The following is a 15,207-nucleotide window of genomic DNA, read 5'->3' as shown; positions in this document are numbered from 1 at the left end:
TTAAGGAAGTTGCATCATTTCTGGAAATCGAAAGTGACTTTGACCAAATAATTCTTAATAGTCAAAATGAAATAATTTTGTGTATTATGGTGCTTTTACATGATTCAAGATTTGCTTTACACAATGGTGAACAAGCCGTTGTGAATTTATTAAGCTACCCCAATCCAGAAAGTGAGAACTCTGAAGGAAATAATGACTACATCGTAGGACTGGGTGTTAATTTTCCTCATAATTTGAATGGTATCAACATTTTTTTGGCATATGTATTATTTTATTCAAAATGTGAATGCAAAAAATATATTCAGAATTTCCACTACAATCCTCAGAAACTTAAGCTCTCAGAGATAACAGCAAAGAGAATTGACGGAAATCTCTTGTTAGTTAAATTATAGGTTGCCAATTATGGTAAAAGTAGGATTTTTGTAATTATTTGGGGGAGAGGGAGTGAAAAATACCAAAGGTTGGGTATTTTTTGAGGTAGTTGGTTTTTTGAAATTGCAATTTAAACAAAACTATTTAACGAAATATTGATACAATTTATTCGAAAGTTTGCCAAGCTCAGGTTACATTCAATATTTGTTAGATCACAAATATTGATAAACTAAATCGGTCCTAACTCATGTAGTAAACAAAAAAGTTGAATTTGACAAATATACCATTACCTACAAAGAATATAAAGATCACTTGTGGAATATATCTGCTACATTAACTAGCATATAAACGCCAATAGTATAAAGTTTCAATAAAATATTTACGAATAACTTTTATATTTACAAAACCTTTTTATTGTAAATATGGGATTAACCACGAAAAGACCAAAATTGAAACTCTCAAAGGAAGAGATTGACAAATTGCGGCAAAAGAGCAACTCCCGCACCCTGTCCAAACAGGAAGTTCAGCGGTCAAAGACCTTGCTTCTCTACCATCAGAATGTGAGTATTTCAGAGATTCAACGTCAGGTGGGTTTGTCAAGACCCAGTATTTATAAGTGTATAGATAAAGCCCTGGCAGGAGGATTGGATGTTGGTTTAAAGGACAAGTATCATCGTCCCAAAGCACCGGTTATTACCGAAGAATCAAAACTGTGGGTGATAAATCTGGCCTGCACCAAACCAAAAGATCACGGTTATGCGGCAGAAATGTGGAGTTATTCCTCGCTGGCTGCTCACCTGAGAGCACATGCGGCAGGATCAGGGCACAAGTGTTTGGAAAAAGCGGCAAAAGCTACGGTTTACAGGATTTTACATGCGCATCACTTACAGCCTCACAAGATGCATTATTATCTGGAGAAACGTGATCCGGAATTTGATAAAAAGATGGCAGCGGTTTTAGTGGTCTACAAAGAGGTCAGTTTACAAAATCAGAAAGAGGAGGAATCAGACATCATTACCCTGTCAGTGGATGGAAAACCTGGGTTGCAGGCCCTAAAAAATATAGCCCCTGATCTTCCGCCCAGGAAGGGGAAAAGTAAAACATGGTCCAGGGATTATGAATACAAGCGACTGGGAACACTTTCCATATTGGCAGCGCTTGATCTGCATGACGGACATGTCATTGCCCAGGTTCACAGAAAACACAGAAGCAGGGAGTTTATTGCCTTATTAAAGGAAATTGACAACTACTACCCATCAGACAAAATCATACGGATCATCCTGGATAATCACTCCTCACATATTTCCAAGGAAACGATGAGTTATCTGAAAGATAATCCCAACAGATTCCAGTATGTCCATACTCCTAAACATGGCTCCTGGCTTAATTTAGTGGAAACCTTGTTTGGTAAAATGGCAAGAACATTTCTCAAAGGAATCCGGGTGGAATCAATCACCGAATTAAAAGAAAGAATAATGCAGGGAATTGACGAAATCAATACAAAACCTGTGGTTCACAGATGGAATAAGTTTCAATTTAACGGCTAATAATATTGTAAATAAATTAATGAAACGATATACTAGTGGCGTTTATGCAATTGTTAGGCTTAGTTAGATGTCAAATCAAGATATACCAAATATGAAAAAGAACAAGTTATGGTTAACGGTATTGTTTTTAACCGTTATCCTTATCGCCTGTGATAAGGCAGGTGATAAACGGGATCTTAACTTTAAGAGACAGGTAATTGTAAAACTCCAATTTTCAGAACAACTTAAAGATTTTATAGGTAGTAATGAAGCGCATAACCTAAAACTGATTGATTCCCTTAAAACTGAACCTATTTATCTTTTTGAATTTCTAGAGGGCGAAAAGTTAGAACAAATCAAATTGAATATTAATAGTTTAGACAATCTTAGCATAACCGAGTATGCCGAGGAAAATTCTCCCTATGTTTTAGCCACCCGAAAGATCAATTCTGTGCATTCCGAGTCAAAAAAAAAAGAAAATAGTGTACCTTCCAAAGCTCAATTTCAAAGTATAAATTTCTTCCCACAGAATCAATTTTATACTAATTTCAACCCTCAACAATGGTGTTTACAAGAGTCGGATATATTAGAATCTATTTCTAGATTTAAATCAGGTAGACTTCCCATCAATACTGTGATAGTAGGGGTCATAGATTCTGGCATTGACACTTATCATAAAGCATTTAATGGGGCACTTTGGAAAAATACGGATGAAATACCCAACAATCAAATAGATGATGATAACAACGGCTATATCGATGATGCTAATGGCTATAATTTTGCTTCCAACAATACCAATATATATGATTACGAATCGCACGGTACCCATGTATCAGGAATCATTGCAGCTAGAACAAACTCACAAGTAGATATGATTGGGGTGGCTCCTCAAAGTAAATTAATGGTTTTAAAATATTCAGAAGGAATTACAGGAAGTAGTTTTGCAGTGGCGAAGGGTATAGAATATGCTACAGAAAATGGAGCTCACATTATTAATATGTCTCTAAGATCAGAAGTCTACAGTCAAACGGTATATGACATGGTGCTAAAGGCACATAACAAAGGCATATACATGGTTGCTGCTGCTGGTAACGACAGTAAAGACTTAGGAGTAACACCTGTTTACCCAGCCGCTTTACCCTTTGTTTTGGCTATTGCTGCTACTGATGAAGATAAAACTTTGGCTTCTTATTCCAATTTTCAAACCGTTAATCTTTGGGTTTCAAAAATTGTGGCACTATCAGCACCTGGTACTCAAATATATTCTACCATGCCTGGAAACCGTTATGGCTATAAAAGTGGAACGTCAATGGCCGCTCCACATGTGGCAGGCACAGCTGCCTTGATTCGTTCACTTTATCCTCAAGAAGACAATATTGCCATAAATAAACGATTATTCTATGGTGCTGAACGCATTAAAGCATTAGAAACAAAAGTATATAAAGGGAAAAAACTCAATGTTTACAAATCTCTATTTAAACCTAACGATTTTTTACTTCCAGACGGAAGACCATATCGAAATGAAATTGTGAATGGGCAAGCTCGTCTTTATCGTTATCCCTATGCCAACTCAGGAGATTCTGGAGTGGATGGTACGTCTTGGGATAAAGCCTTCAAAATTACGACCGCTAAACAACTAACAAATATTAGAGATCAAGATTTAGACAAGTACTTCATAATAATGAATGATATTGACTGGAATTTCCAAAGCGGCGGTGTTCACTCTAATCAAATTTTTAAAAAATTCGATGGGAAACTTTCAGGACAAAACTTCACTATCTATAACTATAAAATGAATTCCAATGGGCCTGGAGGGCTTTTCAGAAATCTAGAGTCAAATGCGTCTATTATTAATTTGAAGTTTATGAATGCTGAAGTCACAACAGGTACTAACTCAGGTATACTAGCATCTCAATCTAAGGGAGCTATCGTTAACAATGTTCAAATCCAAGGCCAAATTACAGGGGAGCAACAGGTGGGAGGTCTCATTGGGTATACTGAAGGTGGCAAAATCGTAAACTGCTATTTTGAGGGTTATGTTGAAGGAAGTCATCGGATAGGTGGACTTACAGGAAGCGCTAATCTTGGTACAGAATTCTACCGAAATCATGTACAAGCCGAAATTACAGGAAGCACCGCAGGAGGACTTACGGGCCGCATTAGCGAATCGAAAATAAACGAAAATTATGCAAACATTAGAGTTCAAGGGAAAGACACCTTAGGCGGTATAGCCGCATATAGCAGATACAGTGAATTCACCAATAATTACTCTCAAGGAACGGTAACCGCTCAAAGATTTACATCGGGGGGATTAGTAGGGCAAATTAATAGAAGTATGGTAGATAAATCCTATTCACTTTGCGAGGTAAGGAGTAAAAAATACAGTGGGGGACTGTTGGGGCGTGGGCGAGATTTTGTTGTTACTTCATCTTATTTTGACTGCTCCGTAGGACAAGCAGGTGCTGGTGGTATTGGTAAAAGTTTGAATGAACTCTTTCAGCAATCCACCTTTCAAGGATGGTTCAACCCAGGTATCCCTTGGAGTATGCCTTCGGGATATCACCCTATGCTTATTAGCATCCCTAGATCTAATACTGCTTTATATTGAAACCTAAAAAGAAAATTTTACAAAATGAAAAATAATCAACAATTATCAAAAATAACTTATATGAAAAACCAAGAAATCGAACTCTCTATTGATACTCCATCAAAGAATATCGAGCTCATACCGCTGGACAAACCTAAATTTAATGAAGAAGAAAAAATTTGGGATTATGGAACGTTTAATGTGGTAAGTCGATCAACAGGAGTAAAATATATGACCATTCATGATGTTTTAATTAAGCTCAATTCAAACGATAAAGCAACTGTGAGCTTTGGTACGACTTCTTACAAGTGGAATCTGTATAGCGACAAATCCAAGGTAAACACCACCTTTCATAACAGTTTTACTACAAGACCTGGAACCGATATTGATACTTTCTCTACTCCCTTCGACAATGTATGTAATAGCCAAAGGAAAAACCACTCGGGAACCTATCATTTAAACAATTTGTTTAAAAAAGCTAAGGTGGCAAAGTTTAGAGTGAATTTTTCTTACAGACCTTGTTAAATAACTATTTATGAAAATGTATATAAAATCTGTCTAAAATCAGATTAGCTTAACTAAGCCTATCAATGTATAAAAATAATAACCATGTCATTAGTAAATTAGAGGTACTTAGCACGCTTCAACTTTCTTATAAGTTGATATTACTATTAAACCGGCTACTATTCTTATACTAAACATTAGCTAGCATTTAAAATGAAAGCCTCAACAAATAATAAAATTCACTCTTGTTATCAGAAAATAAATATGTACAGTAATCGGCAAGTTTGAATGTACTGATTTCGGAAAATAGAAATGTACATTTCCAGTTACAGTTAGGGGGCTTTGGCCCATGGGCCAAAGCCCCCTAACTGTAACTCAATTTTGATTATCTCTGCAGTTTTTAACAGTTAAAATATTGCAGGCATGACCAATAAGGACTTAAACAACTGGATGATGTATCATGAAATTCACCGTTTATCACGATTAGGCTTCAAAGCGGCCCGAATAGGGAGGTATCTGGGGATTGATAGAAGAACCGTAGAAAAAAGACTGGCCATGGACCAACAGGCGTATGAACGCTTTCTGTTACGCGGTCAGGATCGTGCTAAAAAGCTTTCCCCTTATGAAGATTTTGTAAAGTCAAAACTGGAAGCCTTTGCAGATACTTCAACCGCTCAAATGTTTGACTGGCTAAAAGAGCGCTATGCTGACTTGCCCAAAGTGAGTACGCGCACTGTCTACAATTTTGTCATGTATGTACGTGGCAAGCACAACCTTCCGGTAGTGCCCTCCCAGAGAGATTATTTTCCTGTAGAGGAGCTGCCGTTTGGCCATCAGGCCCAGGTAGATTTTGGGCAATACAACAGCGGCTTACTTCGGGCGGTAAGAAAAGAGTTTGGTTTTTTGCCATGGTGCTGTCCAGGAGCAGGTACAAGTTTATCCTTTTCTCAGAGAAGGCCTTTACTGCTATGACCGTTTGCCAGGCCCATGAGCAGGCATTCGGGTATTTCAGGGGCATCCCTGAAGTAGTGGTTTATGATCAGGATCGTACCCTGCTGGTAGATGAAAACCTGGGCCAACTGCTGCTTACCTCGGACTTCTCCCAATATGTGAAGGCCTGGGGGTACAAGTTGTATTTCTGCAGGAAGGCTGACCCGGAGAGCAAGGGAAAAGTGTTATACAGTATGTCAAGAAGAATTTTTTGTATAACCGCCCTTACACCGATTTGGAAACCCTCAACGATGAAGCTTTGGCCTGGCTGATTAGAACAGCCAATTACCTCAAACATCATGTGACCAAAATAAGCCCGCTTGAAGCTTTCCATACCGAGCAATGTTATCTAAGCACCTATAAGCCATTACCCATGGAGGATAACCGTGAAAAGGAAATGCAGTATCTGGTCAGAAAGGACCGGACAGTCAATTACAGGGGCAATTTTTATGCTGTACCCACAGCAGTTTACAAGGGGGCTGACAGTTTTGTCTTGATCAAAGAGCAGGATAGCCATCTGTTTATCTACAACCTGACCTGGGAACATATCTGCAGGCATAAAATACCGGAAGGTGCCGGAAAAAAAGTCATCAACACCAACCATAAAAGGGACCATTCTCTGTCTATTGAAAAGCTGATGCAGGACACCTGCGGACATTTCACCGATAAAATAAATGCTTGGGCCTACCTCAATCAGCTACGGGAAGCTTATCCCTGATATATCTGGGATCAGGTACAGGCTATTTTGAGGGCTGTCAGGAGTGGGAATGCCCAGGTAGCAGATAAATCCCTGGCATTTTGCCTGAAAAACCAGGTCTTTAATGCCATAGACTTTGAACAGTTCTATACTGTTTTTTTCCTGGAGCAGGGCGGACCAGCACCAAAAGACAAAACCACCATTCAACTGCTGGACAAAAAAAGCCTGGAAAAAGCCTCCCAAACCCCTGAAAAAAGTAACCTGGACGACTATGAAAATACTTTTAATCGCTAAATACAATTAATTATGACAAAAACAGAACAGATCAAGTCCTATTGTGCAAAATTGAGATTATCAGCATTATCGACTAATTTTGACCAACTGGTAGCGGAGGCTGAGCAAAATCAGCTCAGCTACCTGGATCTTGTTAAAAACCTGATGGAATCCGACATGAGTCACAGAAAACAAAAAGAACTGGAACGAAGAACAAAAAGGGCGCGGCTGCCCAGGCAATACAACCTGGCATTGTATGACCACTCCTTTGAGAACGGTCTTGGTAAAAAGCAACTCAACCAACTGCGGGAGCTAAAATGGCTGGAGCAAAATTTTAATATCGTGCTAATGGGCCCTTCGGGCACCGGCAAGACCTACATCGCGGCGGGGCTTTGTTTTGATCAATGACCTTAGTATAAATCTCTGTGGTCTTAATACTCTTGTGCCCCAACATCTTTGAAACCGTATAAAGATCGGTACCAAAAGATAATTGTAAAGTGGCAAATGTATGCCTGAAACAATGAAAGGTAATCTTTTTAGTAATGCCAGCTTGCATCACCCACTGTGCCAGTTTCAAATTGTTCTGAGCGGAATATTTAAGGCCTTGAAAGACCTGCAGGTGTGGCGCTTGTCTTTCTCCCATTTGTTGGTATGCTTGCTCGGAAATGGGTAGTGTTTCAGCACCTTTGGTTTTTTGTTGACGGAAGCGTATAAAGTAGCCTTTTAATTCTGAATGTTGAGCTTCCTCCCAGGTGAGTTTTTCAATGTCTGACCAGCTTAGGCCAGTGAGGGCGGAGAAGATAGCGGCTTTTTTAAGAACCGGCGGATTACACGGAGTTTTAAACAATTTCTTCAATTCTTCCATTTTCAGGAATTCCCGTTGACTTTCTTCGGGTTGGATGGCTTTTACGTATTCACTGGGATCAGATGCAAATAGTCTTTCCTGGGCGGCTTCTTTACAGGCAGCTTTAAATTTGTTAAAATAGGAGATTTGGGAATTAACAGATAAAGGTGTTGGGCTTTTTATTGACGAAGCTACGGACAGATATTCTTTAAACGCTTTGCAAAAATTTTCATCTACCTGCCCAAAAGTACAACGTCCATGAGTAAATAGTTTTAAGTGATTATAGGCACTGATCCAGTTACCATAATTCCCTGACGATTGTTGCAGTTCTTAGGCTTTCAGTTCGAAATATGCGAAAAAAGATTTTTTCGCTGCTGACCTATCGGTGAGCTCGAAATGATCATTAAGAAATTGCAATGTCCTTTCTGCCCTGATAACATTGGCTTTGGCTCTTGCTACCTTGTTAAACTCCTTTTCCGATGCACATTTCGGATTGTCATAAATATGGATATTCAAAAACTCCCGCTTGGCTGTGTTTTCCGGTATGGGCATTGAAGTAGGGTGGGTATATGTCCAGGTAAAGACTTCGCCGGCCATATTTTAATTTTTTTTCCCTTAAGGTTACTTTTCTGGTAAGCTTTCTCATAAGCCACTTATGAATTGGTCGATTTGATCTCTGGTAAAAATGTGTTTCCTTCCTAATTTTTTACTGTGAATCCGGTTATCCTTTAATAGTCGCCACAGTGTGGTTCGGCTTATACCGATCAGCGAACAAACATCCTGAACACTCAGATAATCTTTGTTTTGAACAGCACTTACTTTGGTAGCGACTTTCATCACTGTTTCTTTATTGCTTTGCTCAATTTTGGCATTCCGTATTCGCTTCTTACAGGCGCGTTTGGCACAACGATCCCCGCAAAACCGGGTCACTGTGGTACGGGCTGTAAATTCATTACCACATTCTTCACATATGCGTTGTACAAAGATATTTGAGCTCATAATCAGTCATTTATTTTCGATTAGTAATTTGTACCTTTTTCAAATTGTTTCGAGCAGTTTAACAACGTTTCCAATTGTTTCAAAACGTTTCATAATTTCTTCCAAACAATGCCTGGTTGTACCTCATAATTGAAGATACCGCGAGGTACAAAAATCCAACTAAAATCGATAGAATGTGCTTAAAATTGAGGAATTCAAAATGTGCCTGTAAGCGTAATAGAATGCTATTTTTATGAATTTTTATTAGTAATTATTGATTTTAACATCAATCTACTTCCCAATACAGGATATTTTATGTATTGATTTTCAGTGGGTTGCGTGGATGGGGGTACAAATTACATTTTAACTTTTGAAAATCCTTTTGGCAGAGCGGAATCATTAAAAATAGACTATTCTTCCCTACGATTTCTCGTAATAAACAGTCTCTAACTCCGACACTTTCTTAAAACCTTTATCCGAAGTTATTATGGGGAGATCCAGGTGCAAAGCGCTGGCCATGATTATGCTGTCAGGTAGCTTTAATTTATATTTTTTTCGCAGCCTGATGGTTTCGGTTTTGATCGAAAGGTTAACATCAATAATAACGCATTCCGATAAAAAATTGGATATTCTTGACTCTTCTTGCTTCGTTAGCTCGGAATAACTTAATAATTCCAACTGGGTGATGAAAGAAGCGTAAACTGTCTTTTTATCTAAGAGTTCCGCAATTGTTTTGTCACCGGATAAAAAATAAACAATGATATTGGTATCTAAGAATAACTTATTCCCACTCATCCCGCCAACGTTTTTGCAAGGTTAAGCCATCCTCTTTGAATTTTACCGTACCACAATATTTATAAGCATCGAGACCCTTTTTTGGACTTCGTTCTCGCAGCTTTTTTAACACCGATTGTATGGCACGCTTACCTGCTCCTGATTTTAATATGGTTACCATAAGTTTATATTTTTTATTCAAAGATAACGATTTCGTGGGGTTTGCAATTTTAAAGGCTGATATATTTATCTGATTTTATAAACAAGCCTGATTTTTGGACAGGTTACATTGCCTAATAAATTCTCTCATTTTATTCAACTTTTTTCGATTTTGATGTAAATTCATTTAATAGCGATAAGGCCTTTGCAGAATCCATGTAATAAGAATTAAATATTATATTCGAGTTTATCAACTTATAAATTATTGTATTGGTGAAAGTTAATTATACAAATGATAAATGCTTAATTTCTGGTAAGACCACAACTAGATTTTTAAGCTCTAAAATGTTATATGAAATAAATCTCGTGGTCATCCTCTGAAATATTTTAAAAGTGACGGAAATGATTGAATCAAATGAAGAAAGAAGTAAAACATCTATATCACAAATCTATTGATTCGTTGGTCTTAAGTATTGAATTGTTCAATCGACCAAATGACACCGCCAGAGTGCATGGGGTTTTAATTATGAGACCATTCATTTGAAATGTTGCTAAAAGCTTCAATTCTTCATCTTGGTGGTAAGATTAAAGAAAAGCGAGCATCTCAAACCATCGGATTTGAGTTTTGTGTCCGTAAAGCTTTTAGTGAAGGTGAACTTAAGTTTTTAAATGAAGATGAAGTTTTGACCCTCCAAACCTTAAATGGCTTAAGAGATGCTGCACAGCATTACACATTGGAAATTTCAGAACAACATTTATATTTTCAAGCTCAATCGGGTTTAACTCTATTTAGAGATATTGTTGGGCGTGTTTTTAAAATTGATTTAAAGGTACATTTACCAGTGCGTGTTCTTCCATTATCTACCACACCGCCTACGGATATCCATGCTTTTTTCGCTAATGAGGTGCAGGACATAAAGAAATTGCTTGGACCAACTAAAAGAAAGAATTTAGAAGCAATCGAAAAATTACGATCGTTAGCAATAATGGAAAATGCAGTACAGGGTAATAACATACAGCCATCAGATGGGGAATTGAAGAAAATACTTAAAACTTTAGAAAAAGGGGGAAATATTTCTCAACTCTTTCCAGGCGTTTCGACGTTGAATTTTACCACGAATGGATATGGACCATCTTTAGATTTAAGAATATCAAGAAAAGAAGGAGTTCCAGTTCAAGTTGTCCCGGAAGGAACTCCCGGAGCTCATGTGGTAGCATTGAAAAGAGTTAATGAGCTTGACTATTATAATTTAGGAAGAGATCAATTGGCAAATAAAGTTGGATTAACAGGTACTAAGACTACTGCTGTAATTCATCATTTGAATTTGAAATCAAACCCTGAATGTTTTAAAAGAATAACTATTGGAAATATGAGTCATGACAGATATTCTCAGAAAGCTATTATTGATATCAAGAATGAATTAGATAAAAATTCAATAAACGAGATTTGGAAAAATTACAAGAATAGGTGAATTATATAAACTAACTATTTCCATCCATGAGAAAAGAAAGAAAATGTTCTTAATTGTAAACATTATAAATATTTAGTAATAAGATCATTTAGGATTTATTTCTTAAATTTAAAGGTGAAGGTAAAAGATAGATGGTGGCAATAGATATTATTTCTAAATGCTATTGTTATGGAAAACCTAAATGTTAAACAAACTTAAATTAGAGAATTACAGAGGATACAATGAACATGAAATTGATCTTCGTGATTTAACGATTGTCGTTGGAAAAAATAATGCAGGCAAGTCGACTTTAATTGAGGCATTACGTCTCGTGTCGCTTGTTACCAACAAATACAAAACTGCACCATATCGAAACGTGCCAGAGTGGCTCGAAATACCATTGATCAATTCCGGCGTTTCACCATCACTGCTTAGAATAGATTTTTCGTACGACAATATTTACTACTCATATGGTGATCCTCCAGCAATCATCACCGCTGAGTTTACTAATAGTACTAAGGTCAAAATTTATTTTGGAGGAGAAAAGAAATTTCATGCCGTATTATTCGATGAGAGGGGAAAAGTGTGCCATAGAAACAAAATAAATGAGCTTGATTTGCCTACTATTAACATTCTTCCACAAATTTCTCCATTAATTCCAGATGAGAAAGTTTTAAATGAAGATTATGTGAAACTAAATGTAGATTCACCAACTTCTTCAAGGCATTTTAGAAATCAACTGAATTATTTAAAACAGCATTATCCAAAATTTAAGCGGCTTATCGAAGATACATGGGAAGGACTGAGGATAGTGGAGTACAATTCCGGAAATCGAATTGAAGAAAAAAAACCATATTTACTCGTGCAGGAAGAGATATTCACTACTGAGATTGGTTATATGGGACATGGGCTTCAAATGTGGATGCAAACTATGTGGTTTTTGGCACGATGCAAGCCTACCTCAACGGTAATACTGGACGAACCTGACGTTTATATGCATGCTGACCTACAAAGAAAACTAATCAGGCTACTTCGAAATGAGTTTCAGCAAGTTCTAATTGCAACGCATTCTATTGAAATAATGTCGGAGGTAGAACCAGAGAACATTCTTGTAATAGACCGAAAGAAACAAAAATCAATTTTTGCGTCTGATTTTAATGCCGTTCAAAAGGTTTTATTGAATATTGGGAGTATTCATAATATCGCCTTGGCCAGATTATGGTCGGCAAAAAAGTTCTTAATTGTTGAAGGTAAAGATGTTGATATTCTTAAGAGAATGCAAAATACGCTTTTCGAAAATAGCAAGGAGCCACTTGATGCTATTCCTCAAATGTCAATAGGCGGGTGGGGTGGCTGGAGCAGGGCTGTTGGCTCAAAACTAATGCTGAAGAATGCGGGTGACGAAAATATTATAACTTATTGCATTTTGGATAGCGACTATTATAGTGAGGATGAGATTTCTGTGAGGTATGATGAAGCAAAGAAGAATGGTATTAATTTGAAGATATGGAAAAGGAAAGAAATAGAAAACTATTTAATTGTTCCGGGTGCAATAAAAAGAATAATTCTGAGAGAAAGTGGATGTGAAATTTTAAACGATCAGATAATTAAAAAAATTGATAAATGTTGTGAAGAACTAAAACAAGAATTTATCGATCATGTGATGGATCGGATTCATGTTAGCCAAAGGCGTAAAGGCAATTTTCTTGAGCCCAGTACCGCTCGGCAAAAAGCTGAAGAGTGTGTTTCCAAGTCATGGGAGAATAAATTACAAGTAGTATCAGGAAAAGCACTAATTAAGAAGATCGGTGCCTGGACTAATGAAAAATATAATGTCTCAATAAATCCGATCAAGTTAGCTCAAGAATTAAAGGCAAAAGAGATATCTGAGGAGATGAAAATTGTACTCATTAAAATCGAAAATAAGCAGCAACTTTGAAAGTGATAGGACAAATGTTATGGGCTTGACCTTATAAAGACAATTATTACGTTATAGGTGAGGATTTTGATCAATTAGCAAATGTAATAAATCAAATCAATAAGGTAAAACAATTACCTTGTTGCATAAATGTAACAATGGTACTACTCATTTGTCAATACATTTTCACTAATCAAAATAATTTTTAAAGTTGCGACATTTTTCCACTCCCAAGAAATTGGGCAAGTAAGTTTTAGTATCAGCAAAACCTTAGTTTTGCGAATACAAAAACACATCTTGCAAAGACACCTGCGGCAATACCTTTTAATGAAAACTTCTTACGGCCTTGATAGGAGCCGGATATAAAATTCCTTTTAAACTACAAGTAAAAAACCAAAGGGAATAAAATTAATCTTAATTAAAAAGTAACATACTACTATTACTACCTACTACCCCTAGACATATTAGCTTGCCTTCTAAACAGTAGTAAGTAGTAAGATGGTAGTAACCAAATAATATATAATCCTACTACACATAAATGCCACAAGACCAAATAGATATGTGCCAAATAGTAGGTAGTAAGATCATTTTAACTTTTGCACTATTTTTTCTAATCCCTATTAAATATGACCTTTCCTCATTAAATTTAAACTAACCAAAGAGCTGACTATCGAAAAAACAGAATAAAAACATATTGAAAATATAGCATTAGCTATTTTCTTGTTCCTAAAAACTGGTAATTTTTTGCATCGTGAGAAAATGGGCTAGCGCCCGGTTACGGCGTGGGCTTGGTTTATTACGATGCGGGTATACCAGTACCTTAGGACGGATAAATTTAAGTTCCACGCTTATTTATTTTATTATGAAAACAAAAATTAATGAACTCGAAAAATCCACAATGGTAAATTATGTTACCTATCAGGATGTTATCCATCAACAAAATGAATTTGGTACGACTTTACAGGATTTATTATCTGGTATAAACATTGGGCATCTCCTGGAAGAAAGAAAAAAAGGTAATTATGTAGCCATTCCCAAAAAACGAATTAAACTTGCCAAGAGGTTCCTGGCAGTGATAAATGATGTTTACGGTGGTAATATGCACCTTGTCCAATCCATGGATGAATGGATTAAACTTGTTAGCCTAAACACTGAAGAAGAACATCGGATTGAAAATTCGGAATATTCAGACGTTTTGTTTTTTTTGTTTACTTTCAAGGAAGTGCTCCAATCTTCCAACGACCAAGGAAATTTCATTGAAAAATTATTATATTTTATTTATAACCTTTTTGACCCTGAATACATTATCAACGATATTGATCAATGGATTCGGTTCGTTACTCTTTGCACAGAAAAGGAAAACTATACCGGGAGCGAGGAATTTTTAGGGCTTTTAAATTTCTTTTTTATTTTCAAGGAAATATTGCAACATAAAAAATCACCATGAATGTAAAACTCACCAAAGAGCAAAAAATTAAGGTCGCCAATTCGGAAGATGTCTTTTCCATTATGAGGGAGGTATTAAAAAGGGAAAATAGGCTGAGCAGGCAAAAAGAGCATTTTTGGGTGGTTGGATTAAATGTAAACAATGTAATAGCCTATATTGAACTGGTAGCACTTGGTTCTGTTAGTAAGATAATTGTAAAACCGGTAGAGGTTTTCAGTTTTGCGGTGGCCAAGAAATGTGAAAGCGTTATTTTGGTTCATAATCATCCCAGTGGCGACTTAAAACCCAGCAAGGTAGATATTGACTTGACAAAAAAGCTGGTAAATGGGAGTAAATTCCTGGAAATCAAGGTGCTTGATCATTTGATCATTTCAACCAAAGAATACCTCAGTTTTGCCGATAAAAAGCTGTTGTAGTAGAATAAAGCAACCTGGCTAAGTGTTATAAATCATAGTCTGATTCTTTGAATGGCTTCTTTTTTCTTCTGGTCAACCACCTTAGTATAAATCTCGGTGGTTTTAATACTCTTATGCCCCAACATCTTTGAAACCGTATAAAGATCGGTACCAAAAGATAATTGTAAAGTGGCAAAGGTATGCCTGAAGCAATGAAAGGTGATCTTTTTAGTAATACCAGCTTGCATTACCCACTGTGCCAGTTTCAAATGGAAGTGTAAAGTAAACTCTC

19 protein-coding genes are annotated in these 15,207 nt (G+C 36.7%); 13 read left to right on the top strand and 6 right to left on the bottom strand.

Annotation, left to right across the window (positions count from 1 at the left end):
* The 9 genes from AC04NP_RS29340 to AC04NP_RS29300 form a co-directional block, all read left to right on the top strand.
* A partial coding sequence (locus tag AC04NP_RS29340; RefSeq protein WP_482863653.1) for a hypothetical protein occupies positions 1-392 on the top strand: 392 nt, incomplete at its 5' end.
* Between the two features lie 402 nt (positions 393-794).
* A complete protein-coding gene (locus tag AC04NP_RS29335) occupies positions 795-1,919 on the top strand; it encodes an IS630 family transposase (protein WP_482863652.1) in 1,125 nt (374 codons plus the stop codon).
* A 91-nt stretch (positions 1,920-2,010) separates the two neighbouring features.
* Complete coding sequence (locus AC04NP_RS29330) at positions 2,011-4,506, top strand: S8 family peptidase (protein WP_482863651.1); 2,496 nt, start codon at positions 2,011-2,013, stop codon at positions 4,504-4,506.
* A gap of 24 nt (positions 4,507-4,530) precedes the next feature.
* Complete coding sequence (locus AC04NP_RS29325; protein WP_482863650.1) at positions 4,531-5,010, top strand: hypothetical protein; 480 nt, start codon at positions 4,531-4,533, stop codon at positions 5,008-5,010.
* Positions 5,011-5,412: 402 nt separating this feature from the next.
* Entirely contained in the window at positions 5,413-5,961 is a 549-nt protein-coding gene (locus tag AC04NP_RS29320; protein ID WP_482863649.1) for a hypothetical protein, read from the top strand.
* Positions 5,898-6,251, top strand: coding sequence for a hypothetical protein (locus AC04NP_RS29315; protein WP_482863648.1), 354 nt, complete (start codon positions 5,898-5,900; stop codon positions 6,249-6,251). The genes AC04NP_RS29320 and AC04NP_RS29315 overlap by 64 nt, the downstream gene beginning before the upstream one ends.
* Complete coding sequence (locus AC04NP_RS29310) at positions 6,215-6,697, top strand: hypothetical protein (RefSeq protein ID WP_482863647.1); 483 nt, start codon at positions 6,215-6,217, stop codon at positions 6,695-6,697. Before AC04NP_RS29315 ends, AC04NP_RS29310 begins: the two co-directional genes overlap by 37 nt.
* Positions 6,698-6,724: 27 nt before the next feature.
* The gene (locus tag AC04NP_RS29305; protein ID WP_482863646.1) at positions 6,725-6,970 is read left to right on the top strand and encodes a hypothetical protein; all 246 of its coding nucleotides are present in this window, start codon (positions 6,725-6,727) and stop codon (positions 6,968-6,970) included.
* Between the two features lie 12 nt (positions 6,971-6,982).
* Positions 6,983-7,357: an ATP-binding protein gene (locus AC04NP_RS29300; protein ID WP_482863645.1), complete on the top strand. Its 375-nt coding sequence runs from the start codon at positions 6,983-6,985 to the stop codon at positions 7,355-7,357.
* Here AC04NP_RS29300 and AC04NP_RS29295 read toward each other — a convergent pair.
* The 5 genes from AC04NP_RS29295 to AC04NP_RS29275 form a co-directional block, all read right to left on the bottom strand.
* Positions 7,284-8,087 (bottom strand): site-specific integrase, encoded by an 804-nt coding sequence (locus AC04NP_RS29295; RefSeq protein WP_482863654.1) that lies wholly within the window; start codon positions 8,085-8,087, stop codon positions 7,284-7,286. The two genes, AC04NP_RS29300 and AC04NP_RS29295, sit on opposite strands and share 74 nt — an antisense overlap.
* Positions 8,088-8,123: 36 nt before the next feature.
* On the bottom strand, positions 8,124-8,390 hold the full coding sequence (locus tag AC04NP_RS29290; protein ID WP_482863644.1) for a hypothetical protein: 267 nt from the start codon (positions 8,388-8,390) through the stop codon (positions 8,124-8,126).
* A 45-nt stretch (positions 8,391-8,435) separates the two neighbouring features.
* Positions 8,436-8,792 (bottom strand): helix-turn-helix domain-containing protein, encoded by a 357-nt coding sequence (locus tag AC04NP_RS29285; protein WP_482863643.1) that lies wholly within the window; start codon positions 8,790-8,792, stop codon positions 8,436-8,438.
* 399 nt (positions 8,793-9,191) lie between these two features.
* Entirely contained in the window at positions 9,192-9,566 is a 375-nt protein-coding gene (locus AC04NP_RS29280) for a type II toxin-antitoxin system VapC family toxin (protein WP_482863642.1), read from the bottom strand.
* Positions 9,553-9,726, bottom strand: coding sequence for a hypothetical protein (locus AC04NP_RS29275; protein ID WP_482863641.1), 174 nt, complete (start codon positions 9,724-9,726; stop codon positions 9,553-9,555). Before AC04NP_RS29275 ends, AC04NP_RS29280 begins: the two co-directional genes overlap by 14 nt.
* A gap of 523 nt (positions 9,727-10,249) precedes the next feature.
* Between AC04NP_RS29275 and AC04NP_RS29270 the strand changes: the two genes are divergently transcribed.
* From AC04NP_RS29270 to AC04NP_RS29255, 4 genes are all read left to right on the top strand, one after another.
* Positions 10,250-11,176 carry a hypothetical protein gene (locus tag AC04NP_RS29270; protein WP_482863640.1) on the top strand — a complete coding sequence of 309 codons (927 nt, stop codon included), beginning with the start codon at positions 10,250-10,252 and terminating at the stop codon, positions 11,174-11,176.
* 181 nt (positions 11,177-11,357) lie between these two features.
* Positions 11,358-13,094 carry an ATP-dependent nuclease gene (locus AC04NP_RS29265; protein ID WP_482863639.1) on the top strand — a complete coding sequence of 579 codons (1,737 nt, stop codon included), beginning with the start codon at positions 11,358-11,360 and terminating at the stop codon, positions 13,092-13,094.
* An 841-nt stretch (positions 13,095-13,935) separates the two neighbouring features.
* Complete coding sequence (locus AC04NP_RS29260; protein WP_482863638.1) at positions 13,936-14,520, top strand: hypothetical protein; 585 nt, start codon at positions 13,936-13,938, stop codon at positions 14,518-14,520.
* Entirely contained in the window at positions 14,517-14,936 is a 420-nt protein-coding gene (locus AC04NP_RS29255; RefSeq protein WP_482863637.1) for a JAB domain-containing protein, read from the top strand. The genes AC04NP_RS29260 and AC04NP_RS29255 overlap by 4 nt, the downstream gene beginning before the upstream one ends.
* Before the next feature lie 32 nt (positions 14,937-14,968).
* On the opposite strand, the gene AC04NP_RS29250 is transcribed toward AC04NP_RS29255, so the two are convergent.
* Positions 14,969-15,207 (bottom strand): tyrosine-type recombinase/integrase (locus tag AC04NP_RS29250; RefSeq protein ID WP_482863636.1); only part of this gene is annotated, 239 nt, incomplete at its 5' end.

The sequence above is a fragment of the Agaribacillus sp. DX54 genome (genome assembly GCF_056858335.1).
The sequence above is the reverse complement of the archived record's forward strand: the minus strand, read 5'-3'. Positions and strand labels throughout refer to the sequence as shown.